The following is a 26,301-nucleotide window of genomic DNA, read 5'->3' on the forward strand; positions in this document are numbered from 1 at the left end:
AAACGTGTGTCAGTTCACACTTCGGATTGGTGGTGCTCCGAAGATGTCATTACCAAAGTTTCGGTCAAGAAGGAACCCGAAGCCATACGTAGCCCGGAATCCACTGCGGATAACTGCAAGCGGAAGTGCCAGTGCATTCGTGCCGACATTAATAATGTCGTTCGGCTTCAGATAAATATCGGGCTGTGAATGGTCAACTATTGCGCTGTAGTTCAGTAGCAGCGTTGCCTGACGATCTCCCGGCAGCATGCGTGTGATCTCAACACGTTCGGGAATCGCCAGAGAACCGAGTCCAGATCCTGATGCAATGGCACGAACCAGAGTTAAATCAGACGCGAGAGTGAACGTACCGGGACGGTTTACCTGCCCAGTCACATACACGAATCCCTTTGCTGCCTGAGGGACATGGATGATGTCGCCGGAACGCACGATGATGTTCACATCGGCATTGCCAGCAAGAAGTTGGTCAACAGGGACGCGAATGACACGCTGTGTAAAGAGCGAGCCACCCACTCGTGAACGTGCCTTCTGTGTCGTGGAGGGTGTGTCACTCTGAATGCGTACCCACTTGTTGTTCAGGTATACCCACGAACCCTGACCGCCACCTGCTTGTGACGGCGTATTGGTGTTTGTTTCCGGCTCAACAAGATTGACAACAGGATCGGGTTGTGTTGCTGTCTCGGGCTGATGCTCGCGCTTTGCTCCGTTGCTCGAAAGCATACCTGGTGAACTTCCGCCACCTGTTAACTCGTCAATGAGATCTGTAATGGAGCCTTGATCATCACCAGAGGGGTTGCCAGCATCGGAAGGTGATGAGGCACGTGGTGTCAGATCTGCATCCACCAGCGGAACCTGCCGGATGACGTAGATTTCCTTTGTGTCTTCCGGGAACCAGCCAGCAGTCGCAAGCGCATCAAGGATGCGAAGATCTGCTCTTTCAAGAGGCCACTGTCCGCTTGCGCCTGTTGCACCAATCGTTGTATACAACGCCTGCCGTGGAACGCTGACAGCCACAGATGCCAGCGGGTTACGCACCAGTGCCGTCATCGCTTCTTCGACAGCCTGCTCCACCTCAGTCAGTGTTCTGCCGTTGACATACACCTGACCCAGCGATGGAATGTTGATGTCACCATTCGGTGAGACGCGCACAGGATACACCGTGGGACCTTCACCATTCAGGTCGTATGCTGTGACATCAAGCACGTCACCCGGACCGACTCTGTATTCTTCAACTTCGGGAAGCAGATCGTTGGCTGTGATCTCGCTGACCTCAGCAAACCCGTCATCAGGTCCTTCGATGACTGCAAGTCGTTTCAGGATTGGCTGAACCTTGGCTGTGTTTTCCCACACACCCTGGATGGATGGGTCCAAATAGCTGTCGACATTGCAGCCGACCATTGAAGCGGCCATACCTGCGAGACCGGCAAGCATGGTTGCTCGCATATATCTGCTGGTTGTCCGTTGTGTCGTGGTCTTACGCATCCGTTCTCTCCGTCTGGTGGTCGATGGAAACCAAGAAGCCAGTTTTTCGGACCTTTTCGGCTTTTGGGCCCAACTTCCATGATCGTTCGTGGGCTGCTGTCCTTGCTTTACGCTGCCTCAGACTCCCTGCCCCTTGTTCGATCATCAGAAACCCTGATCATCGATGTCCACCATTCCCCCCTGATGATGAGCGCAAATTCTGTGCGGGTCCACCCGGAGTCCGAAGGAACCTGCACATCGTGATCAATTTCTGCCATCTGGAGAGGCTCTTCTGGTTCGATTCAGCGGCGTGGTGGTTCGGAAAGTCACAAAAAAATCTTGCACATGAATTCGCGAATACCAGCAGTTCCCGTCGAATCAGGCAGTCAGCCGAAATACCCTTGATTATGACTACACACGGCGCAACATCTGTCTCTCCGGCATTGCAGCGTCATCCGAAGCGGCTTGGTGGCGATCCGGTGAAGACGCTTGACAAGCCTTTGGTAAGCCTTTCATCGCAAGTTATTAACAACAACCAAACATCGACAGTGGCACCGAAACGAAAGCCTTCGTGGCTCAAAGCCAAGGTGCCCGGTGGACCAGGCTATCAGAAGCTCAAGAAAAACATCGACGACCACAAGCTGTTTACCGTGTGTGAAGAGGCGGGCTGCCCAAACATGGGAGAGTGCTGGGCGCGCGGCGTTGCGACCATCATGATCCTTGGTGATACCTGCACCCGCGCGTGCGGTTTCTGCAATGTAAAGACAGGTCGTCCCATGACGATCGATCGCGATGAGCCCCGTCGCGTTGCAGCATCTCTGCAGCTCATGGGACTCAAGCATGTTGTCATCACGAGCGTGAACCGGGACGAACTCCCTGATGGTGGTGCTGGCATCTGGGCGCAAACAATTATGCTCTCGAAAGAAGCCTGCCCCGATATGTCCATTGAGGTCTTGATTCCTGATTTTCTGGGTGACGCCGGTGCGCTTCAGATGGTGATCGATGCGCAGCCTCACATCATCAACCACAACCTTGAAACCGTCCGCCGCATGTACCCTGCGGTGCGTCCGAGTGCAAAGTTTGATCGCTCACTCGAACTGCTGCGTCGTGTGAAGGAACAGGGCGGTGTTGCAAAAACCGGGATCATGGTGGGAATCGGCGAACGTGATCAGGACGTACTTGATCTGATGGACGAACTCGTCGAAACGACATCAAGACACAACGGTCCGGTGCCGAACGATCCGTGCGACATCCTGACCATCGGGCAGTATCTCCAACCAACAATGAACCACCTGCCGATTGATCGCTGGGTGCATCCGGACACATTCGCAATGTTCCGCGAAGAAGGGTTGAAGCGTGGATTGAAGGTGGTTGAGTCAGGCCCACTCGTACGCTCGTCATACCACGCGGATATCCAGGCAAATGAGCTCAGTTCGATCGAGGACGAGCGTGCACAGCAGTCCGCTCAACGCATGAGCCAACTGCTCAGCGATGCAAGATCGCGCAGCGATCCGTAACTGCTGGAGCATATTAGAGAGGGAGGCGAGCCATGCGTGTACTGAACACGATCCCGCGTTTGTGCGTGTGTGTATGCTGCATATTCACAGGTGTGTTGGTGCCGGGATGTGCGAGGCCGGTCGTTTCACTTGTGGAGGTGATTGAACCTGCCGATTCCATTCGTGATGATGGGCTGATCGGTCAATGGGACATTGTCAAGACGGATGGCGAGACCGATCCGTTGTCGATGCGTCTCGATATCGTTTCGTCGGAAGAGGGTGGGTATATCTGCCACACGACGGTGGAGGACTGGTCTGAGAAAGGGCAGGACCCAATCGAGTGGGACTTGCAGATATCACTCTTTGATGTTGATGGATGGACGTTCGCGGATGTGTCGCTGATTCTTGACGAGAAAAAGGATGCCGCACAAGTGTTCACAATGATCTCGTGGGCCCAGCCGATCCATCGGATTATGCGAGTGAGGCTCGAAGGCGATCGCATGAGACTGCGTCAAGCAATCGAGGATACCGATGAAGAGAAGCGCGCCCATGGGGACTCGTCCCGAGCCTTGCGGGATGTGTCGTACCTTGGGACGGATATCTCTGTCGCGATCGGAGATACTGAATCGGACACGCTGGCGACGATTCAAACGCTGAAATCGCAGGGCAAATATGACATCCCCGATGATGAGGACGAGATTCTCACCTTCAACCGCGTGAAAACGAACCCCTAGTTATGAACTCCAATGTTGGAGTTGGTGTGTATTCCTGCGGACGATACGGTTGTTCCGTCGATGAAAGAAAACACTTGCCGTTGGGGTTGGCACTCACGAGACGGTATGTCTTGTCAGCAGAGCACCAGAGAGATACATGCCAGCAGAATCGCAGGTCAACCAGCAGCGGGACGGGATCGACAGTTCGGATGCGTCGCTCTACCTCCATCCGCAGACGCTGGCTCGGCTCGGCACGTTCGAACTCCGGGCGAAGCACATCGTCGAAGGCGTGATGAGCGGGATGCATCGATCACCGATGCACGGGTTCAGTGTGGAGTTTGCGCAGCATCGCCAGTATGTCCCGGGTGACGATCTTCGTCACCTCGACTGGAAGGTGTGGGGGCGAACCGACAGATTGCATCTGAAGCAGTACCAGCAGGAAACCAATCTTGATGTCATCTGCTTGGTCGATGCGTCCGGTTCAATGGCGTACGGCTCGCGCAGCTTTGCGGATGCGTCCGGTACAAATATGGGGCACAGCCCCGACGGTCGTGTGCTCTGGTCGAAGTTCGATCATGCCACTGCTGTTGCGGCAGCCATCAGCTATATCACACTCTCGCAGGGTGACCGCGCCGGTCTCGTTGTTTTTTCCGACAAAGTGCATGCGCTGCTGAAACGATCAAGCTCACAGACCCAGTGGAGGCAGATCGTCAGCGCGTTGTCAACTGAACCAATGAATATCGATCCCTCGCGTGACAGTTTCGATGCACGAGCAACAAATATCGCTCGTGTGATGGAGCAGACCATGGCGACGGTGACGAACCGATCGCTTGTTGTGTTGATCAGCGATCTGTTCATGCAGCCCGAGCGGTTCAAGGCAGCTCTTGCACGCATCAAGGGGCGAGGTCACGATCTCATCCTGTTCCAGACAATTGATCGCGCCGAGTTGACGTTCGATACCGAGATGTTCGGCGCAAAGGCGGGCAGGCCGGAGCGTTTTCTCGGATTGGAAGGCGAGGGAGCGTTGCGTGTTGATCCAAGAGCAATACGCGATGGATATTTGAAGGCCATACACGGCCATATCGACATGATCAAGCACACAGTGCTCCAGTTCGGATTTGATTACCATCTGATTGACACATACACGTGGCTTGGTCCGACACTCGCCGCGTTTGTGGCTCGTCGAAACGCAGAGATGCGAAGGAACAAGCAGGGCTGAACGCAGCGCAATACGCAATGAACTTTGTCCATCCCATCCTTGCGATCGCTGGTATCAGCGCAGTTGCGATTCCAATCGCGATCCATCTGCTTATGCGCAGGAAGCACAGACCGATTGCATGGGGTGCGATGGCATTCCTGCTCGAAGCGTATCGCCAGCAGCGCAGGCGTCTGCAGATGGAGCAGTTGCTTCTGCTGCTGATCCGGTGCCTTCTGGTACTGCTGGTTGGCCTTGCAGTTGCTCGACCGATGATCAAGTCGCTTGGCACAGAAAGCAGCGCAAATGTTGATGTGTACATCCTACTCGACAACTCGCTGACATCGCAAACAGTGGATCCTGACACCGGCGCAACTGCCCTCGCGCAGCACATTGAGACGGCGCAGGAACTGCTGCAATCGATGGAAGCACGCACAGGTGCATCACATCGAGCAGCGCTCGTGCTGCTTGGAGGTCCTGCAAGTGCGCCATTTCTCCCGCCCTCGTCAAGCATTGCCGAACTGCGATCTCGCATTGCGCATACCCGAGCAACTGAAAGCCGCGTTGATCTTGATGGCGCAATCCAGATTGTCCGTTCGTCGGTGCTTGATACACCCGATACTGATGTCATGGTCGTGTTGCTGAGCGAGTTTCGTGAAGGATCGTTTCGTCCACAGCAGGAGCTTGCGCAGCTTAAGCACGACATTGGAACTGAGCAGCATATGACGATTGTTGCGCTTGAGCCGGACCAATCTGCCCGAGCAAATAGTGCGATTGAGTCTGTCGAGTTTGTTCGAACAAATCCAGCGATCTCATCTGATGCAGAATCTGGCGCGCACGTCCGTGTGACTGCCCGGCGTTTTGGCCCGACCGTGCGCGAAGCTGCCAGTGCAACGGTTCGTGCATCAAATGAACCCCTCACTGACGATCGCTCAAGAGATGGCGTCAATGTTGACTGGCAGCCGGGTGAAACAAGTGCAACCATACTTGTTCCGGTGGAACAATCAGATGCAGGGCAATCAGGCCTGGTGTTTGTAGATATTGCATCAGCTGGTGACACGATTGCTGCAGACAACGCAGCGCAGATGGTCGTGCCGAAGGTGGACTCGCTTCAGATTGGTCTTGTCACACCGAGAACACTCCCCGGAACAAACGCCACGTTCGACCCAGACAATCCCGCGGACTGGTTGCGCATCGCGCTTGAGCCGATGGAACAACGTGCTTCTCCCCCTGAAACGATGCGGGTACGTATTCTTGAGCCTGGATCGCTTGAGAGCGCTTTCGTGCAGACCTTTGATGCTGTGATAATCCCGGATCCAGGTCTCCTCAGTGTGAATGACTGGGAAGGGCTGCGAAGCTTTGTTGCAGAGCATCGCGGTGTTGTTGTGGTCATGCCATCAAGTGCCGGCGGTGCGCAGCTCTGGACTGATGCGTTCGATCGCGAGTTTGCAACCGGATGGACGATTGGACGTGAACCCGTCGCAGCAGCACACACACTCGCGAAGGCGCTGGTTCAGGATTCGATTGGTCAGCGACTTCTGAGTGTGCTGATACCGGAGTTTGAAACACTCTCTGCGCCCGTACATGTGAGTCAGTATCTTGAAATGCGCGTGCCCGATCGCGATATTGTGCTGGCGCTGGATAATGATCTGCCGCTGATCACAGCGAAGATTATTTCGAACAACATAGACAACCAGTCTGCTCAGTCGGGCATGGTTGTTCTCTTCGCAGTTCCCATCTCATTGGCATGGACAGACCTGCCCGGCAGACCAATGTTTGTTCCTCTACTTCATGAGTTGCTCCAGCAGAGCGTAACAACAGTCTCGACAGACCAGCCGTTCATTGCTGGTCAACAGGTTGCGGTTGATCGTGTCATACGAGAGATCGAGCCGGTTGATCCATCAAACGCTGTCGAGTTTGCTCAGTCGGGGACTGCAGCAATATTGCGATACGCTGGTGTATACACAAAGCGGGATGCCGCTGGCGAACCCGTTGGCACAGTTGTCGTGCAATCAGACACGACTGCGAGTAACACCAATGCTGGTTCGAGCGAGCAGATTATAGAGGCAGTGGCGCCGCTGGCTGATGAGTTTATCTGGCTTCAGCACGCAGGCGAAACTGTACTTGAGTCGCAAACTGGCAGTGTGGCACCATCGCTATTGTTTGCTGCAGGTTCCCGGGGGCGCGCAGTTTGGCGCTGGCTGATTATTCTTGGGCTTGTCTTTGCAGTCATCGAACTTGTGCTTGCACGTTTGACAAGCCATGCCGGAAAATCACGTACGCAGTATGCGATGACCATCAACCCGAGCTAAGCACACGCAGGAGCAGCATTACCAATCCATGTTGGCACAGATTGAGACAATCCCGGCGATGCCGAACAGCGTCCACTTCGGATGGGATCATCCGGTGCCGTTGTGGGTGTGGCCGATTGCATTGATGATCTGCTGTGGAGTATCGTGGTGGTCGTATCGTGGTTTATCTGGCAGGACACTGTACCGAGGCATGCTGTCATGCGTTCGCGCGGTCCTGCTTTTCGCCCTGCTTGTTCTGCTTGCTGGTCCACGGATGGAGTCGCCGAATGAGCGCGTCGAAACCGACCAGTTGATCATGCTTGTTGATCGCTCGATCTCGATGACGATCGAGGATGGGCCGGGTGTGAGTTTTACCCGCGATGAACAGTTGCAGCAGGCTGCGACACACACCCAGCAGCAACTCAAGGAAATGCAGTCGAACGACACCAGCCGTGTCGTCCGATGGCTTGGATTTGGTTCCGGCGCCTTTGAAATAGATGCAGAAACTTCATCAGAATCCGTCGCTCTGCCCAGCCCGACACAGCTTCGTACGCGCATCGGTGCGTCGGTGTCTCAGGCTCTTGATATTGCAGCGGGACAGCCGCTCGCTGGGCTTGTTCTTTTCAGCGATGGCAAAAGCGCAGATGAACTTTCTTCGGAACTGCTCCAGCGACTGGAAGCGGACCACGTCCCGGTCTTTGTGGTGCCGCTGGGAAGTGCCGAAGCAAAGTTTGATCTCGCCATTGATGATGTGACAGCACCGTCGCTTGCATACATCAACGATGATGTTCCAGTACGCGTGCGTCTTCTGCAGCTTGGAAAGAACACACGCGAGTTTGTTCCCGGGGACACTGTGCGCATTATTGATGACGCAGATGGATCAGTACTTGCTGAAACAGAACTTACATCAGACATGTTTACTGGAGATGCTGAGCGCATCGCAGATGTGAACCTTGTTATTCAGGATTCAGAGGTTGGTCGGCGTTCGCTGCGGGTGGAGGTGCGCACCGCATCAGGTGATCTTTCCGATGCGAACAACTCGATGGATTTGCCCATGGAGTTTGTGGATGAGCCGATTCGCGTACTATTCCTCGACGGCGGACCGCGATGGGACCAGCGATACGTGAGAGAACTGCTCAACAGGGAACAATCAATCCGATCCGCCTCGCTGCAGCTTTCTACCGGCAAGCGATATATCCGTGAGGGCGACATCGAAGTGACGTCGCTCCCGTCGAGTCCGGAGGAATGGGCCGAGTTTGATGTCGTGATCATCGGAGATGTTCGACCAGAACTCTTCACCGAACCGCAACTCATCAACCTTCGAGATGCGGTTGCTTCACGCGGCACCGGACTCCTCTGGATGGCTGGTCCATCGACAACGCCGCACGCATGGGCACAGACACCACTCGCCGACTGTCTACCAATACGTATCGTGGATCACGGGTCATCTCGCGCACCACGATTTCCGACAGATGTTGTGCTGCGCCGTACAGAGACAGCTGCGCGTCTGGGGCTGCTCGACATGGCGGATCCTGTGCACCCGGGCACGATTGATGATCCGGGATGGCCGGCCCGCTTGTCAGCACCTGAGACCGGCTGGTCAAGACTTCGATGGGCAACGCTCATCCAGTTTGAAGACGTGAAGCCAGCAGCGGAAGTGCTCGCGATGGCTGAGCCTGTTGGCGGCACATCCGCAGACGAACGTCCGCTCGTGCTGATCATGCGTTTTGGCGCAGGACAGGTCGTGTACGTTGGTACTGACGAGATATGGCGCTGGCGATTCGGGCGTGGTGAGACGCTCCCCGAGCGATTCTGGCTGCCAATCATCAGATCGCAAGCACGCGAACGACTCTCATCCGTTGGCCGTGGTGTGACCTTCCGCGTTGCGCCCTCGCGCTCGTACGTCGATCAGATCGTCAGACTCGAACTCGGTATTACCGATCAGCGTCTGCTTGATCTCAAGCACGAGAAGATCGCGATCGAAATCCAGCGCCAGCAAAGCGACGAAGTCGAGCAGGTTGATCTGGTGCCCGAGGACATGGGCAACAGCGCAAACGCGCGATTCGCGCAGACATGGGTGCCTCGCAAGCCTGGGCGGTACACAATCACAGTGAAGGAGCCGTCGCTCTCCAGCTACAACCTGCAGGTTGATATTGACGTGCGCAACATCGACGACGAACTGGCAGACCCCGAGACGAATCACCAGTTGTTGATCGATCTAGCAGAGCGTACAGGCGGGAAGGTGCTCGACGGGAACGACATGTCGGCATTGTCACAGCTGCCGAATCGCTCGCGCCGGATTGCGCTCGCGCCGGACACCGAGCCGTTGTGGGACAAGTGGTGGGTACTCACCGCATTTCTCGGGCTGCTGGTGATCGAGTGGGTAGGGCGCAAGCTGATCTCGCTTGTCTAATACGAACTTCAGTTCGCAACAACCTCATCCACACTGGGGCACGAGCACATCAGGTTGCGATCGCCGTACGGGTTGTCAACGCGTCCAACGTGCGGCCAGAACTTCGCGTCTCTCAGCCACGCTGCGGGGAACGCAGCTGTCTCGCGTGAGTATGGATGCGACCAGGTGTTGTTCGATACTGCTGCAATGGTGTGCGGCGAGTGCACCAGCGGGTTGTCGTCGCGCGGGAGTGTGCCCTGCTCGATCTGCGCGATCTCCTCGCGGATCGAAATGAGCGCGTCGCACAGGCGATCGAGTTCTGCCTTTGGTTCTGACTCGGTCGGCTCGATCATGAGCGTGCCGGGGACCGGCCAGGCCATCGTCGGCGCGTGGAACCCGTAGTCCATCAGGCGCTTTGCGATGTCGTCGATACGGATTCCAGCGGACTTCTCGAATGATCGGCAGTCGAGGATGAACTCGTGCGCGACGCGGTTGTTCTCGCCCGTGTAGACGATTGTGTAATGGTCTTTCAGGCGGTTTGCCATGTAGTTCGCGTTGAGGATTGCGACTTGGCTTGCCTTGCGCAATCCGACCTCGCCCATCATCGCGATGTACATCCATGAGATGGTCAGCACGCTTGCTGAGCTGTAATGCGCTGCCGAGACCGGCCCGACGCCGTTGTCTTTCACTTCCTCAAGCGGATTACCGGGAAGGAACGGCGTGAGATGTTCCGCGGTGCAGATCGGTCCCATGCCTGGACCGCCGCCGCCGTGCGGGATGGAGAATGTCTTGTGCAGATTGAGATGGCAGACATCTGCGCCGATATCGCCAGGCCGACACAATCCGACCATCGCGTTCATGTTCGCGCCGTCAAGATAGACCTGCCCGCCGAACTCGTGCACGATCGCACACAGATCGCGGATGGTCTTCTCAAATACACCATGCGTTGACGGATAGGTCACCATGATGGCTGCGAGCGTGTCCTTATGCTGCTCGGCCTTGGTGCGAAGATCCGCAAGATCGATGTTGCCCTTCGCGTCGCACGCGACTGCGACGACCTTGTACCCCGCGGTGATAGCGCTGGCTGGATTGGTGCCGTGTGCGCTCGTGGGGATCAGACAGATGTTCCGATGCCCCTCACCGCGTGATTCGTGGTACGCTTTGATCGCAAGCAAGCCGGCAAACTCGCCCTGACTGCCCGCGTTCGGCTGGAGCGATGTCGCGTGGAACCCGGTGATACTGGAGAGCCAGCGTTCAAGATCCTTGAACATCTCCGCGTATCCGCGCCATTGATCGGCTGGCGCGAACGGATGGATGCGCCCAAACTCGGGCCACGTCACGGGGATCATCTCGCTCGTCGCGTTGAGTTTCATTGTGCACGACCCGAGCGGGATCATGGAATGCGCGAGCGAGAGATCGCGATTCTCCAGCTTCTTCATGTACCGGAGCAGATCGGTCTCGGAATGGTACGAGTTGAACACGGGATGCGCCATGAACGCGGTGGTGCGTTCAAGCTCACCGAACTTTGCGAGGCCGCGCGACACAGCTTCCGTATGAAGCTCGTCAACATTGAGCGACGGACTCGTGCCGCCGTTGAGCGCGGTGAGGACATCGCGCAGATCGCGTGTCGTGGTCGTTTCATCGAGGGAGATGCCGAGCGTGCCGTCCGCAAAGAGGCGGAAGTTGATGTTGCGAGCCTCGGCTGCTTCGAGCACGGAATCAAGATCAATCTCGTTGAGCTTCACGCGCAGCGTGTCAAAGAACGCTGTGTCGCCGATGGTCTCGTGCCCGAGCGATTCGATGCCGACGATCGCTGCTGCTGCGAGGTTGTGCACACGGTGTGCGATGGTCCGCAACCCATCGGGTCCGTGGTACACGCCGTACATCGATGCGACGATCGCAAGCAATGCCTGTGCTGTGCAGATGTTGGATGTGGCGCGCTCGCGCTTGATGTGCTGCTCGCGTGTCTGGATCGCCATGCGGTAGGCGGTGTTGCCGTGCGAGTCCTTTGACACGCCGATGATGCGTCCGGGGAGCTTGCGTGCGTGCTTAGCGCTTGTTGCAATGAACGCCGCGTGCGGGCCGCCGAACCCCATGGGCACGCCGAACCGCTGGCTTGTGCCGATCGCGATATCCGCACCGAGTTCTGCTGGAGGCTTGATGAGCGTACACGCGAGCAGATCCGTCGCAACAACAACCTGCGCGCCCGCGTCGTGCGCGAGTGCTGCGAGTTTCGATGGATCGATGAGAGAGCCATCGGTGGTGGGATATTGCAACAGAATGCCCGCGATGGACTTGTCGTCCTTGCGTGAGGTCAGCGCAGAAGCGAGCGCATCAGCAGGCATGACCTCGACGACCGTGCCAACAGCTTTGGCGCGCGTCTTGACAACAGCAATGGTTTGCGGATGGCAGTGGTCTGCAACAAGAAAGTGTGTGCGTCCCGTGATCGCAACGCACATCGTCATCGCTTCCGCAGCTGCAGTCGGTTCATCGAGCAGGGATGCGCCCGCGAGTTCGAACCCGGTCAGGTCCGCGACCATAGTCTGGAAGTTAAGCAACGCCTCAAGACGTCCCTGCGAAATCTCCGCCTGGTACGGGGTGTACTGCGTGTACCACCCCGGGTTCTCGATGATGTTGCGAAGAATAACAGCGGGCGTCAGTGTGTCGTAGTACCCCATGCCGATCATCGATCGATAGACAACGTTCTTGTCAGCCTTGGCTCGCAGGGAGTGGAGCACGCCGGCTTCACCCTGCGCCCAGTTTGTCTTCAGTTCCAGCGACGACGTGAGCCTGATGGATGATGGGATCGTCTGATCGACCAGTTCATCGAGCGAGCCAAGACCGAGTGTGCTGAGCATTGCAGCGATGTCCTGATCGGTCGGTCCGATGTGGCGCGGCGCAAACATGTCGCTGGGCTGAAGCACAGAAGGAACCTCCGGTTTCTGGCCCCCGCAGCAACTGGATTTGCCGCAGCAGGAGGAACCGACTTGGATGGGTGAGGACGCGGACGGCACAGCGTGTGTTGTCATGTCTGGTGCAACTCGATCTGGGGGCGCGAATGGGGCAACAGACGGATGGCCAATCGGCATGAAAACCGGTCGATGGCACCCGAACAGAATCGTAGACAGAACGCCGATTCTGTCATCCATCAGAGCCCCACAAGCCCTGAGATTTCAGGAGAAACCATCCCGCGGAATGCCCGGATTTCTGATGGATCCGGTCCTCGCTCTATGGGTGCGTTGCAATACTTGTCGGTTTGTCCGGGTACGATGAAAACACGCGCATCAGTTGCGGACATTGGCAACGGTTGGCGGCTGTGTGCGCATCCGGTACCGAGACCATCCCGAATCAGCCGATCCCACATCAGACGTACAGAGGAGATCCTTGGAATGAAGCTTTCGATGGCACGCTCAATCGCTCCGGCCCTCGCCCTTATGGGCGCAGCATCCGTGACCCTTGCCCAGACCGAGTCGGTGATCGAGCCGGACTGGATCGCACCCGATCCTGTCTCCGAGATGCTGATGTCCATGCCATGGGACGTGAAGTTGTACAACCAGCACATCACCACGCTTGCCAACCCGTTCTTTGAGGGGCGTGCGCCGGGGCTTCGCGGCAACCGCGATGCAGCGAACTACATCCAGTTTTACCTTGAGCGTGCAGGTATGAAAGGTGCGTTCTCAAGCGATGGTGGGGCTGCCTCGTACAGGCAGGAGTTCCAGCCTCGTTCGCAGCAGTTGACTGGCACAGGAACAATGTCATGGAATCTTGCTGTGTACAGCGGGCCAGTAAAACAGGAACCACGGAAGCTGATCTATGGCGAGGACTTTGTTGCGACGCCGTACTCAGCGAGCGAGAGCTTCGAAGGCCCGATTGTGTTTGCTGGGTACTCGATCGAGAGCGGGCCCGATGACTACACAAGTTTTCCAGAAGGCGCAGACCTGACGGACTCCATCGCGATGATCTTTCGGTTTGAGCCGATGGACAGCGAGGGCAACAGCAAGTGGTCGGAACGCGGGTGGTCGCCGCAGGCGGGGTTCATTCAGAAGCTTCGTGCAGCAACATCGCGCGGTGCGAAGGGGATCATTGTTGTGAATGCGCCCGGCGCGAATGATCCACGCGTTGGTTCTCTGCTTGACGCGAATGGGGGCCAGGGCATGGGCGGCTCGATGCGCGTGCCAATCATGATGATGTCAGTTGACGCAGCGCGCAAGCTCACGCAGGAATCGACCGGGCTTTCACTCGATGATCTCCGTAGAAAGGCAGATGAGGCGGGACTGGTTGTGCCGCTGAACGCGACAGCATCTATTTCAGCGAATATCACTTCTGGCAAAGTTACAACGAACAATGTTGCTGGTGTGTTCAGAGGCAATGGCGATCTCGCTGACGAGTACATCGTGATTGGTGCGCACTACGACCACGTCGGATACGGAAAGTTCGGCACTTCAACACCCGATGTGCTCCACCCCGGCGCGGATGACAACGGCTCTGGCACGAGCGCATGCCTCGTGCTTGCAGAATCACTCGGAAAAATCTGGGCCGACCTGCCCGCGAATCAACCGAGGCGTTCCGTTGTTGTTGCGCTCTTCAGCGCAGAAGAGAGCGGGCTTGAAGGCTCGCGTTACATGGTGCAGAACCTGCCCATGCCCAAAGAGAGCATCTACACCATGGTCAACATGGACATGGTGGGGCGGCTGCGTGAAGGTCGGGTTGATGTGCAGGGCATGGAATCTGCCGAGGGATTGGAAGACCTTGTCTGGCCAATCCTTGAAGCGTCCGGCATGACCCCTGTCAAGGAACGTCCGACAGGGAACTCTGATCACGCGAGCTTCCGCAATGCGGGCGTGCCCATCGTGAGTCTTTTTACGGGGTATCACGACGTGTACCACACGCCGGGCGATGTTTCCGAGACGATCAATCGTGTTGGTGCAGTGAAGATTGTGCGCACAGTGCAGGAGATCGTGATGACACTCGCGACGCATCCCGGCAAGCTGAGTGATCCTGCGCCCAAAGCTACGGTAGCAGCAGCACCATCTCGTCCACAACGTTCAAACCGCTTTGCGGATTCGTCAAACGATGACGAGGACAAGCCAACCAATCGCACGGGCAGCCGAGTGCGCTTCGGGATCATGCCGGGCAACTACGACGGCATCGTCTCCGGTGTGCTCATCGACGAGGTGTTCCCGGGCACAACCGCGGACAACGCGGGTCTGAAAGCGGGCGATCGCATGGTCGAGTGGAACGGGAGCAAGCTCGATTCCGTGCAGGATTGGATGCCGTTCCTCATGGATGCAAAGCCAGGCGACAAGGTCGAGATTGTGTACATCCGCAACAACGAACGCAAGACAACGACAGCGACGTTGCTTGCTGCCGATGGCGAGTAATCGCAAAGCTGATTACAGCATCAAGGGATGCTGATAATTGGATGTGTTGACCCCGGATGCAGCGCATATGCATTGCCGACGATCAATGGATCAACCTCGCCGATTTGCTTTGTATCCTTCTCGTCATAGTTGAGTGTTGTCAGCACATGCCCGATCGCGCCGAGCCTTGCGCGACGCTTGTCGTCCGACCGGACAACAGTCCACGGCGCATCGCTGGTATGCGTGTGGAAGAACATGTGATCACGTGCAATCGTGTATTCGTCCCACTTCGACACTGCTGCCTCATCGACAGGACTGAGTTTCCATTGTTTGAACACGTCTGAACGCCGCGATTCAAACCGGATTGCCTGTTCTGCTCTGCTGACCGCAAACCACAGCTTGAAGAGGTAGATCCCGTCATTGACAAGCAGTCGCTCAAACTCGGGTGTGTCGCGCAGGAACTGGGCGTGCTGTTCGGGCGTGCAGAACCCCATGACCGGCTCGACACCGGCGCGGTTGTACCACGATCGATCAAAGAACGCGATCTCGCCAGCACTTGGCAGATGGGCAATATACCGCTGGTAGTACCATTGCGTGCGTTCGGTTTCGTTCGGCTTTGGAAGGGCAACAACTCGCGCGCCGCGCGGATTGAGATGCTCGATAAACCGCTTGATCGTGCCGCCCTTGCCAGCAGCATCACGTCCTTCGAAGATGACGAGCACGCGTTGCCCGGTCGCTTTCACCCATCGCTGGAGTTTGAGCAGTTCGATCTGCTGCTGCTCGACCTTGTCCTCGTAGACTTTGCGCCGCATGCGCTTGTCGTATGGATAATCGAGATCCTCGAAGTGTTTCTCGTCCGCTTTTTTCTGTTTGTCGCCCATTGGTTTACTCTTTGCCCGATGCCTGCCCCAACTCTCGGCCGCGATCCCGCGCTTTGACAATAGCATCTGCGACTGTCTGCATGACATCGTGATTGTCCATCTCTGTTGTGGCAGCCTGCGTCGTGCCTCCCTTGCTTGTGACGGCAGTGCGCAGCTCTTGTGCGGAACTATCGGATGATTCCAGCAGGTGTGCACTTCCAACGACCGTCCTCTCAGCAAGTGTGCGAGCGGTTGCTGAGTCGAATCCAACTGCTTCCGCGCCTCGCTGCATTGCTTCGACAAGATAGAACAGGTACGCAGGTCCAGATCCTGCAATCGCAGTAAACGCGTCAAACATCGATTCATCAAGATCAATCAGTGTGCTGGTCGCAGATAGAAGCGTGCGTGCGAAAGTAAGATGTGCTTCATCAACAGTTGCACCAGCACAGATGGCAGCAATACCTTTACCCACGCCTGCAGGCGTGTTCGGCATGACTCTGATGACACGGATGTCTGCACTGTATACAGCACGCCTGAACTGGTGGCTGATTCCGTCTCGTGTACTCCCAGCGAGAATGGAGATGCAGGTACGAGGATGAGCAAGGAACTTCCGACCCGCCGCCAAATCAAAGGCAGCACAGACATCGGACAGATGTTGTGGCTTGACCGCCAGCATCAATATCGTGTCATCTGGAACATGAACAAGCGCTTCCATGACTGATGTCGTGCAACTGGCGCCGAGATGAGTGAACACCGCGTGCTTGCTGGTGTCTGGTTCTGCCAGAACGAGGTGTTGAGCATTGATTGCGCCGTTGCGGACTGCGGGTACCAGCAGAGCGGCAGCCATATTGCCAGCGCCGATACACAGCACGTGCGGATGAAGTTGCTGTTCTCTTTCCATGAAGGACGCAGCATAGCAGATATGCAAGAAAAAAACGCCCACAATCAGGTGGGCGTTTGAAAATCAGGTATTAGCACTGTCTCAAAGTGTAGTGCGGCGACGACGGGTCACTACCGTGCCGAGTGAAACCATACCGAGTGTGACAGCGAGTGGCGACGGTACATCATATGCAAAGCCGATATCGTCAAAGCCAAACGAGTCGCCCGCTTTGTCCTGACGGAACGTGATCGCGAGAATAGATTTGCCAGACTCTGCCTGAATACCCCAGAACAGAATACCGCCCTGTGAGCTGCCTTCAATGGTGTGGTCCGACGTCGAGTTGTCAGAGTAGAACACGGTCGCAAAGAGTTTGCTCTGTGCGCCTGTTCCAAGACCTGTCACGAATGTGCCGAAAGTCTTAAGTGCTTGAGTGAAATCAAACTGCACAGCACGGTTGTTACCACCGGTGCTGGACTTGAAGTACAACTTGTTTGAGTCGAGGCTAAAGCCATTGCTGGCGTCGTTGTAGCTCTTGTCAATACGCATGAACGCCGAACCGTTGGTAGCTGTAACTGTGCCAAGCCCACTGAGCGTGTGGGATGCTTTGTACGCGCTGTTTGCTCCCATTGATTCAAAGTTGAACGATTTCGCGCTGGATTCACCAGTAATGGTTGCAGTCCAAGCATCGCGTGCAGCCTGTGAAGAAGCTCGTGAAGCCCATTGATTCTGTGTGCCAGAATCCATGCCATAAAACACAACAGGATCAGCAACCGCTGCTGCAGTGAACCCGAGTGTTGCAAAGATGACAGTTCTTCGAAGCATGGTTGAATACACCCACCAGTGCGTTTCTACTAAATGCGTCGGCCAGCCACCGCGCTATGGGGGCGCAAACTCCCCACTATCAATAGGATACGTACAAACGGGTATCAGTCAAGCGATTTTCGCCAGAACAGGAGGGTTTCAGGAAATCTGAACACTTTCATAGGCTCATCATGTGAGAAACCCGCAGAAATACACCTCGAGTTTGCGTCCTATAATATTTATTAATGCGTCAATATCGTAGACGGTTCATCAATTCAACGATTGAGTGACAAGGTCCAAATAAGCATTGGCTTGGTACGGCTTAGCCCCCGATCCAGGTCGTCTGGTGGTTGCGATGCGAGCCTTGAGGAGGCTTGGATGAACTTTGGTCAGGAAGATCGATAATCGATAGCAGATTGCTGAAGCAATACAAGTCCAAGAGATCTTTACACAGGCGCATCTCGTGCTTTGCTCTCACACAGAGATGGCATCTGCCTTTGCATCTTCACACATGCAACTCAAGTTGAGACAGCAGCTTTGTCCATGTGAAAAGACCCATCTCGGATCTGAGACAAGATGTGCAAGCACAACGCTGGTATATGGACCATGCACATGGCAACTACCGAGAACAGGCGGGGTGTGCTTGGGACGATGGACAGCGTCGGATAGTGAGTTTTCCTTATTGTTTCGTTCGGGCAGCACAAGAATGTGTCGATTGACGTTTCGTGGTACCGCAGGTCCAAGAGACAACACCGGTAACTGATATATCTGTCAGTTCAAATCTGACCGAGACATGGTCTGCAGTTGAGTCCATTGGACAACTTCCTGACACACTGAATAACGACGCTCTTAGCAATGGGAGCCGCTTTGTCCTCTATGGAATCGGCTTTGTTGCATGGATCCAGGTCTTCCTCGTGGTGTGTGCTACCTGTGTTTTTCTCTCGATTCCAACGTCGATGTCGGTTGTGCAATCACATATCTCATCGTACGTGTATGGAGCTATAGCGCTTTGTGCATTGTGCTTTGGAGTGTTGGTGTGGGTGTTTCTTCGTTGCAGGCAGAGTTCCAGCGCGCAGCGTGAAGCAACCAAGCATGCTGAAGCGCGTATTGCGAGCACCATGCAGGAAGTTCGCTCACTGCGAGAAGTATGCCAACTGGCTCACGCAAAGCTTGACAACGCGCTTGAATCTGTGCGGATAAAATCAGAGTTCTTTGCAAACATGAGTCACGAGATCCGCACGCCGATGGCTGCGATTATCGGCTACGCAGATCTGCTTGCAGATCCTGCGATTGCATCATGCGATTCTAACGATGCAATCAGGACGATACGTCGAAATGGCGAGCACTTGCTGACATTGATCAACGACATTCTTGATCTGACGCGTATTGAAGCAGGACGTATGTCCATTGAGAAGCTGTCTGTTTCGCCCGCGTGGATTGTGTGCGATGTAGTAGCGATGATGAAGGTGCGTGCGCAGGCGAGAGGTATTGCGCTTGACGTGGAATGGGTTGGTGAACTGCCTGCGCAGATTGTGACCGATCCGCACAGACTCAAGCAGATTCTTGTGAACCTTGTCAGCAATGCGATTAAGTTCACAGATCACGGCGCAGTAACAGTGCGAGTCTCATACGACAACTCCTCGGGCAAGGATCTTCTCAGGTTTGATGTCATTGACACCGGCATCGGACTGACACAGGAGCAGCAGGCAGGCTTGTTTGGGGCGTATGCTCAAGGGGATGTTTCGACTGCCAGAAAGTTTGGCGGATCAGGGCTTGGACTGAAGATTTCTCTCCATCTTGCTGAAATTCTGGGGGGGCAGATTCTCATCGATTCCAAGCAAGGTGTCGGCAGCACGTTCAGTGTTACCGTTGAGACAGGGTCTCTCGAAGGCGTGATGATGATCGACATGAATGACGGCTGGGACGATCCGATTGAGGATGCAGCACCACAAACCGCATACCCAGAAAAACTGCATGGCATTCGCATCCTGCTTGCTGAGGACGGTCCAGACAATCAGCGTCTGATTTCATTTTTTCTACGCAAAGCTGGCGCGACTGTTGATATTGCAGAGAATGGTCGTGTTGCAGTTGAGATATTGCATGCGAAACCAACAGGATACGACCTGGTTGTCATGGACATGCTCATGCCCGAGATGAGTGGCATTGAGGCAACGAGGCGTTTGCGTGAATCGGGATGTCATTTGCCGATTCTTGCGCTGACCGCACGAGTGACAGCGGACGCACGACGCGAAAGTCTTGAGGCGGGTTGCGATGAGTTCCTTTTGAAACCAATCGATCGAACTCTGCTGATAGACACCTGTGCACGATTTGGATCTACAGTCACTGCTCAATCCAGACAGGCTGCTTGACTGTTTTATTGGATCTTCACTCCTTCAAACACATCTCGATTGTCGAACTTGCACAACCTTTATTTGACCTGCGCTGCAGACTTTCCGATACGCCGTTGGCGGTCTTGCCTCACATTGTGTTTGTGGCATGGACTATGACGTGAAATCTGGAGACTGACGATGGCATTCTGGAAGCGGAAGAAGAACGCTAGTGTTGGTGGCGTGAAGCACGATTGTGAGACGTCAGAACAACAATCATGTCAAAGCCAGTCGAAGACACCTCGGAAGTTGGATGAATCTTCGAAGCGAGGACCATCACTATCGAGCGAACAGCTTGAGTCCCGCATTCTCCTAAGCGCGACATGGGTGGATGCAGACTCACTTGATGATCTAGATGATGCGACGGGCGGTGATGACATCTACACCGGCGATGATGGCGACAACTTCGCGTTTGCCGGGGCTGGTGACGACCATTTATTCGGTGGCCTTGGTGACGATGTGCTTGGCGGCGGAGACGGAAACGATGTCATCGTCACAGGTACCGGGAACGATATAGCTGATGGTGGCGCAGGTGATGACATCTTCGTGGTCACCGGGCAGCACGGCGATGTTGTGCATATTGACGGCAGCGATGGTCATGACACCATTGATCTTCGTTCATATAGCGCCGATCAAGTGACAGAATCCAGCGGTACGCTCACTGTTGATCTCGGCGACGGAGAATCATTCCAGATCGTGCATAATAGTGTTGAGTCTGTTCTGCTTGGTGGTGACGACACTGCCGATGCGGTGCTTCGCACATTTACAGACTCCGACGATGCCACACAGTTCGACATGCATCTTGCGTCGACGTTGCAAAGTCATATCAGTGACAGCACCACTGAAGTCACTGTTGCTGGGTTGCCGCAGGGCGCGTCCTTGTCAAATGGCACAGCGAACCCAGACGGCTCGTGGACACTCCAGCCGGATGATCTTGACGATGTGCATCTGGTACTCCCGCCGGATGCTGATGGCACTGCCGATTTGAGCATTACAGTGCATTCCAGTACTGGGGACAACTTTGACGGAACAATCAGTACATCAAACTATGCATCGAATGACAGTGGCTTTCAGGTTTCAGCACGGAATATCAACGCTGACGGATCGTTGTCTGAGGCTTCGATTGATCGTGTGAGTTCATCATCAGATGGGCTTGGTGTTTCAGGCCACACGGGCGGTCCTGATAGCCAGCTTGGTTACGACGCACAAAGAGGTGTGTCCGAAGAGCTCGTGTTCTCGTTTGACAACGATGTCACAACCGCAACGGTGGAGATCACGCGACTGTTTGCAAACGAGGGACCGAACTCGGGAGAAGAGGCAGGCCATTGGGCAGCATACAAGGACGGCGTGCTGGTGCAGGAAGCGTCGTTCATGACTGGCAGCGGAAGTTCGCTTTCGGTGAACATCGATGTGCCAGGCGGGTTCGATGAACTCGTGTTCACTGCTGAGCAATACAGCGAAGGTCAGGAGGGCGTGACCAACGACAGCAGCGACTACCTTGTGAAGAGTATCGAGTTTCATGGTCCAACAGCATCTGAGGAGCAGACGAGCACGGTTCGGCTAGAGATGATGTCGCAGCACAACGCCAACTCGAACGACAACGTGATCGTCGGTACCAATCACAATGACACACTCCATGGCGGTGACGGGAGTGACATGATTTATGGCGGTGATGGAGACGACGTCATTGAGGGTGATGGTGGAACTGAGTCTGTTGTTGTCGAGGTGGGCGATCTCGGGGCAAGTGTCACTGCTTCTGATCAGCAGACAGGCACAGGGTACATCATGTACTCGGCTGAGAGTGTGCATACCCGCTTCAATGATCATCCGGTCCACAACGACAACGCGGATCACTTTGTGACTGTCAAGAATATCGACGGCAAGTGGTACTACGACGACAACTCAGCGCACGATCCCGGTTCGAATCCAATGAACGCGCTGCACGAGTTCACCCCGGGTGAAGACGACCTTCTTGTTGCATCACTCGACTTTGACAACGACACGGTCACATCGCTTGAAGGTACGGCTGGTACGGTTGATGGGATTGAGTCCGGATTTGCGTCGAGCGATCTGGGGTTCATCCAGGACCAGCACGGGGGCGGGTACAACGACGGTGAAGTTGCGATGACAGGTACGCACTTTGTTCGCAATGGTGCGGGCGAAGCCGGGAACGACACCATCCACGCTGGCGCAGGGAATGACACTGTGTACGGCAATGATGGCGACGATGTCATCACGGGCGGAACAGGCAACGACCAGTTGTTTGCCGGTGCAGGGAACGACACCGTCTCCGGTGACGAGGGCAGCGACACCATTTATGGAAACAGCGGCGACGATGTCATCGACGGTGGTGATGGCGACGACGTGATCTATGGTGACGACCAGTCCGACGGCGGGTACGTTGCTGTGGGTGATCTTGGCGCGAGTGTGACTGCATCGGATCAGGCGACAGGCACAGGGTACATCATGTACTCGGCTGAGAATGTGCACACTCGGTTTTCGACGGTGCACAATGAAAACGCTGACCACTTTGTGACCGTCAAGAACATCGACGGACAGTGGTACTACGACAACAACGAGGCTCACAACAGCGGCGCAGACCCAATGACCGGGCTCGTTGCGTTCACGCCTAGCGAGGGCGATGTGCTGATCGCGGAACTCGACTTTGACAACGACATTGTGACCTCGCTCGAAGGAACCGCGGGCGCTGTCGATGGGATTGAGTTGGGATATGCCTCGGGCGATCTCGGGTTTATCCAGGATCAGCATGGAGGTTCATACAACGACGGCGAGGTCGCGATGACCGGCACGCACTTTGTCCGCAATGGCACCGTCGGTGGTAACGACACCATCGAAGGCGGCGCAGGCAACGACACCATGTCGGGCGGCGGTGGCGATGACACGTTCACATTCACGGGCGCAGAAGACGGCGATGTGAAGATCATCCACGGCGGTTCGGGCAATGACACCGCTGACCTGGCCGGGTACTCGTCCGACGACATTACGTATCGTGCCGGTGAACTTGTTGTTCACATGGCAGACGGCGGCGAGTTCACAATCCAGCACGACGGCATCGAGACACTGCACTTTGATGATGGCGACATCAGTGTTGCAGACATTGAGGAAGTGCAGTCGATGACGTACTCCCAGTTCAACTCGCTCGAAGCTGGTGAGGTTCGCTATCTGACAACTGACCAGATGGAATCGATCCCGAATGACTATTACATGGGTCGCATCCCGAGTTCAATCCGTGCGGAGTTTACAACAGAACAGATCCAGGCAGTTGATACTGCTGATGTGAGTATCGGGTATCTCACATCAGATCAGATCGGTGACCTGACCGTGGACCAGATCCACGACGTGACGTACGACGACTTCGACCACTTGCACGGTGACCAGATCTCCAGCCTGACGACCGATCAGGTAGCGTCGATCCCGAACAACTACTACATGGGTCGCATTCCCAGCGCAGTTCGCGCGGAGTTTACTGCTGAGCAGGTGCAGGCGATCGACACCGAGCATGTGAGCATCGGATACCTGACGAGTGACCAGATTGACGATCTGACGGTCGATCAGATCCACGACGTGTCGTACGACGACTTCGACCACTTGCACGCGGATCAGATTCCGAATCTGACGACCGATCAGGTCGCGTCGATCCCGAACAACTACTACATGGGCCGTATCCCCAGCGCTGTGCGCGCCGAGTTTACAACGGAACAGGTGCAGGCGATCAACACAGACGCGGTGAGCATCGGCTATCTGACCAGCGACCAGATCGGTGATCTGACGGTGGACCAGATCCACGATGTGACGTACGACGACTTCGACCATCTGCACGCGGATCAGATTCCGAATCTGACGACGGATCAGGTCGCGTCGATCCCGAATAACTACTACATGGGTCGCATTCCCAGCGGCGTGCGCGCGGAGTTCACGACAGAGCAGGTGCAGGCGATCAACACGGACGCGATCAGCATCGGGTATCTCACAGAATCGCAGCGGACAGAGCTGACAACCGACCAGATCCAGAGTCTGAGTTACGGCGACTTCCGGTATGTGCCCGCAGATCGGATCCCCGAGTTGACAACGGATCAGATCGCCTCAATTCCAAACAACTACTACTTTGGTCGATTCAATGGCGCGCAGCAGGCTGCACTCACACACGAACAAATTGAAGCGATTGATAGCGATATCACCAGTGTGGTGAGCACCGGCACCGATGTTGCCGATGCCCTGACCGATGGTGTTGGAATCAGCCGGCTCGAAGCTCGTGACGGAGACGACACACTGACAGGCGGTGCTGGCAACGATGTGTTGATCGGCGGCGAAGGAACTGACACGGCTGTCTACAGCGGCAGTCGTGCGGATTACTCGGTGACGAGAAACGATGACGGATCACTGATGATCACCGACCTTCGCGATGGCTCACCCGATGGCACTGATCTTGTGCGGTCGGTCGAGCAGTTCCAGTTTGCTGATCAGACATTCGAATCGGATGCATTCTTCAACGCTGCACCACACGATATCACGATCGACAATGCAACCATCAGCGAGAACGCGCAGGCTGGCGACGCTGTTGGACAGGTAACGGTCAGCGACGCTGATGCAAACGACTCGCACACGTTCCAGCTCATGGATGATGCGGATGGCCGATTCGAGATAGACGCAAGCGGCACGATCCGTGTTGCGGACGGTGCGTCGTTCGACTTTGAGACCGATGACGCGCTGGCGTACAATGTGACAGTGCGCGCTATCGATCAGGCAGGTGCGGAATACGACGAGACAGTGACGATACAGGTGGCCGATGCCAACGAACCGCCGATCGATATTGGTCTGTCCAACATCACGGTTACTGAGAACGCATCGGGTGCCGATCTTGGTGTTGTGAGCATCACGGATGTTGACGCAGGCGATGCGCACACGATCTCGGTGTCTGATGACCGCTTTGAGGTGGTCGAGTCGAGCGATGGTCTGCACCTGAAGGTGCGTGACGACGTGTCGTTCGATCACGAGACCGAGCCGAGCGTATCGGTGACATTGACCGCGACGGACGCGAGCGGCGCGACCTACGCCGAGTCGTTCACGCTGGAGATCACAGACGTGAACGAGGCACCGGTCAGCATCGAACTGACCTCGACAACGATCTCAGAGAACGCATCGGGCACTGATCTCGGTGTTGTGAGCATCACGGATGTGGACGCTGGCGATGCGCACACGATCTCGGTGTCCGACGACCGCTTTGAGGTGGTCGAGTCGAGCGATGGTCTGCACCTGAAGGTGCGTGACGACGTGTGGTTCGATCACGAGACCGAGCCGAGCGTATCGGTGACATTGACCGCGACGGACGCGAGCGGTGCGATCTACGCCGAGTCGTTCACGCTTGAGATTGCCGATGTGAACGAGGCTATTGAGACGGTCTTTACCGACACGCTGACAGTTGATGAAAATCCGCTGCCAGGCACGGTTGTCGGCACGATTCGTGTGTCTGATCCGGATCAAGGTGAGACGCATCGATTTGAGATGGTTGATGATGCGAACGGAAACTTTGAGGTTGATCCGAATACTGGCGAGGTTCGTGTTGCTGAAGGCGCATCGCTGGACTTTGAGGAATCAGCATCGCAGACGATTGCTGTTCGTGTGACCGACAGTGCAGGTAATGCACACACACAACAGTTGAATATAGAAGTGAATGATATTCCTGAGACGTTTGCATCTGAACCACCGTCACAGAGCCAGCAAACCCAGTCACCACAAACGGGTTCGTTTGATACGCCATCTACAGAATCGCAGGAATCAGTTCTCCACAGCAACGCACAGGATGAGCCGGTATTAAGCCGCGATACACCGCCGGAGGAGCCTCGCGTTGACAGTGATCAGCAGGCAACCGACGCTGCCGACACACCAGTTGTATATCCGGAAACGATCTCCAGCAGCTCCGAGACTCGAGATACAGAACATGCTGGCTCCAGAGATGGGGATGGCATCCTGAATGGTGATGCTGAGTTGTTTATGGATCGTGTTGAACTTGCCGCACATGAACTCGCTGCATCCGACGGTATTGATCTTCTTTCTTCAGAGTTGAGCAAGGGTCTGGATGATGGTGAGGTGGGGCTTGACAGTCTGGAACTGGCACGCAGTGATTTCGATGCACTCTTCACCGAGGATCATCGCGATATTGAGTTGACAGAGCGCGCTGTTCAAACCAATGAGGCAGTTGAACAGCACGCGACTGAAACAAGCGATGAAGCCGAGGCTCGTCGGCCATCGGTGCCCTTCTTTGCTGGTTTGTGGTCGATGGTGCGGGGACTCGCAGCCGATAAGTCAACCCAGAGTGAGCGCGATGAGAAACAGCCAGGACGGCGCAAGGTGTCATAAGTCGTTTCACCTTGATGGTTCGGTAAAGATGCGCCTGTCGCTGCACCCTCGCGTGCAGCAGCACTTGGTTTTCGTCGATACATCCCC

13 protein-coding genes are annotated in these 26,301 nt (G+C 55.6%); 8 read left to right on the top strand and 5 right to left on the bottom strand.

The window, feature by feature from the left end; all coding sequences use genetic code 11:
• Nucleotides 1–9 precede the first annotated feature (9 nt).
• Nucleotides 10–1,482 carry a polysaccharide biosynthesis/export family protein gene (locus H6815_11685; GenBank protein MCB9861100.1) on the bottom strand — a complete coding sequence of 491 codons (1,473 nt, stop codon included), beginning with the start codon at nt 1,480–1,482 and terminating at the stop codon, nt 10–12.
• Nucleotides 1,483–1,868: 386 nt separating this feature from the next.
• On the opposite strand from H6815_11685, the gene lipA reads away from it, so the two are divergent.
• The 5 genes from lipA to H6815_11710 all read left to right on the top strand — a co-directional run bounded on the left by lipA (nt 1,869) and on the right by H6815_11710 (nt 9,569).
• Nucleotides 1,869–2,978: a lipoyl synthase gene (gene lipA / locus H6815_11690; GenBank protein MCB9861101.1), complete on the top strand. Its 1,110-nt coding sequence runs from the start codon at nt 1,869–1,871 to the stop codon at nt 2,976–2,978.
• Between the two features lie 32 nt (nt 2,979–3,010).
• Nucleotides 3,011–3,691, top strand: coding sequence for a hypothetical protein (locus H6815_11695; GenBank protein ID MCB9861102.1), 681 nt, complete (start codon nt 3,011–3,013; stop codon nt 3,689–3,691).
• A 136-nt stretch (nt 3,692–3,827) separates the two neighbouring features.
• Nucleotides 3,828–4,889 (top strand): DUF58 domain-containing protein, encoded by a 1,062-nt coding sequence (locus tag H6815_11700; GenBank protein ID MCB9861103.1) that lies wholly within the window; start codon nt 3,828–3,830, stop codon nt 4,887–4,889.
• Nucleotides 4,817–7,177, top strand: coding sequence for a BatA domain-containing protein (locus H6815_11705; protein MCB9861104.1), 2,361 nt, complete (start codon nt 4,817–4,819; stop codon nt 7,175–7,177). The genes H6815_11700 and H6815_11705 overlap by 73 nt, the downstream gene beginning before the upstream one ends.
• A 58-nt stretch (nt 7,178–7,235) precedes the next feature.
• On the top strand, nt 7,236–9,569 hold the full coding sequence (locus tag H6815_11710) for a hypothetical protein (GenBank protein MCB9861105.1): 2,334 nt from the start codon (nt 7,236–7,238) through the stop codon (nt 9,567–9,569).
• An 8-nt stretch (nt 9,570–9,577) separates the two neighbouring features.
• Here H6815_11710 and gcvP read toward each other — a convergent pair whose 3' ends face one another.
• The gene (gene gcvP / locus H6815_11715) at nt 9,578–12,577 is read right to left on the bottom strand and encodes an aminomethyl-transferring glycine dehydrogenase (protein MCB9861106.1); all 3,000 of its coding nucleotides are present in this window, start codon (nt 12,575–12,577) and stop codon (nt 9,578–9,580) included.
• A 360-nt stretch (nt 12,578–12,937) separates the two neighbouring features.
• Here gcvP and H6815_11720 point away from each other — a divergent pair, with 360 nt between their 5' ends.
• Entirely contained in the window at nt 12,938–14,929 is a 1,992-nt protein-coding gene (locus H6815_11720; protein MCB9861107.1) for a M28 family peptidase, read from the top strand.
• Between the two features lie 20 nt (nt 14,930–14,949).
• On the opposite strand, the gene ppk2 is transcribed toward H6815_11720, so the two are convergent.
• From ppk2 to H6815_11735, 3 genes are all read right to left on the bottom strand, one after another.
• Entirely contained in the window at nt 14,950–15,876 is a 927-nt protein-coding gene (ppk2, locus tag H6815_11725; protein ID MCB9861108.1) for a polyphosphate kinase 2, read from the bottom strand.
• Nucleotides 15,794–16,669 carry a pyrroline-5-carboxylate reductase gene (gene proC / locus H6815_11730; protein ID MCB9861109.1) on the bottom strand — a complete coding sequence of 292 codons (876 nt, stop codon included), beginning with the start codon at nt 16,667–16,669 and terminating at the stop codon, nt 15,794–15,796. Before proC ends, ppk2 begins: the two co-directional genes overlap by 83 nt.
• A gap of 81 nt (nt 16,670–16,750) precedes the next feature.
• Nucleotides 16,751–17,470, bottom strand: coding sequence for a hypothetical protein (locus H6815_11735; GenBank protein MCB9861110.1), 720 nt, complete (start codon nt 17,468–17,470; stop codon nt 16,751–16,753).
• Between the two features lie 704 nt (nt 17,471–18,174).
• Here H6815_11735 and H6815_11740 point away from each other — a divergent pair.
• On the top strand, nt 18,175–19,818 hold the full coding sequence (locus H6815_11740; GenBank protein ID MCB9861111.1) for a response regulator: 1,644 nt from the start codon (nt 18,175–18,177) through the stop codon (nt 19,816–19,818).
• 159 nt (nt 19,819–19,977) lie between these two features.
• Complete coding sequence (locus H6815_11745; protein ID MCB9861112.1) at nt 19,978–26,214, top strand: cadherin domain-containing protein; 6,237 nt, start codon at nt 19,978–19,980, stop codon at nt 26,212–26,214.
• Nucleotides 26,215–26,301 lie beyond the last annotated feature (87 nt).

Source organism: Phycisphaeraceae bacterium, assembly GCA_020639155.1.
Classification (GTDB): domain Bacteria; phylum Planctomycetota; class Phycisphaerae; order Phycisphaerales; family UBA1924; genus JACKHF01.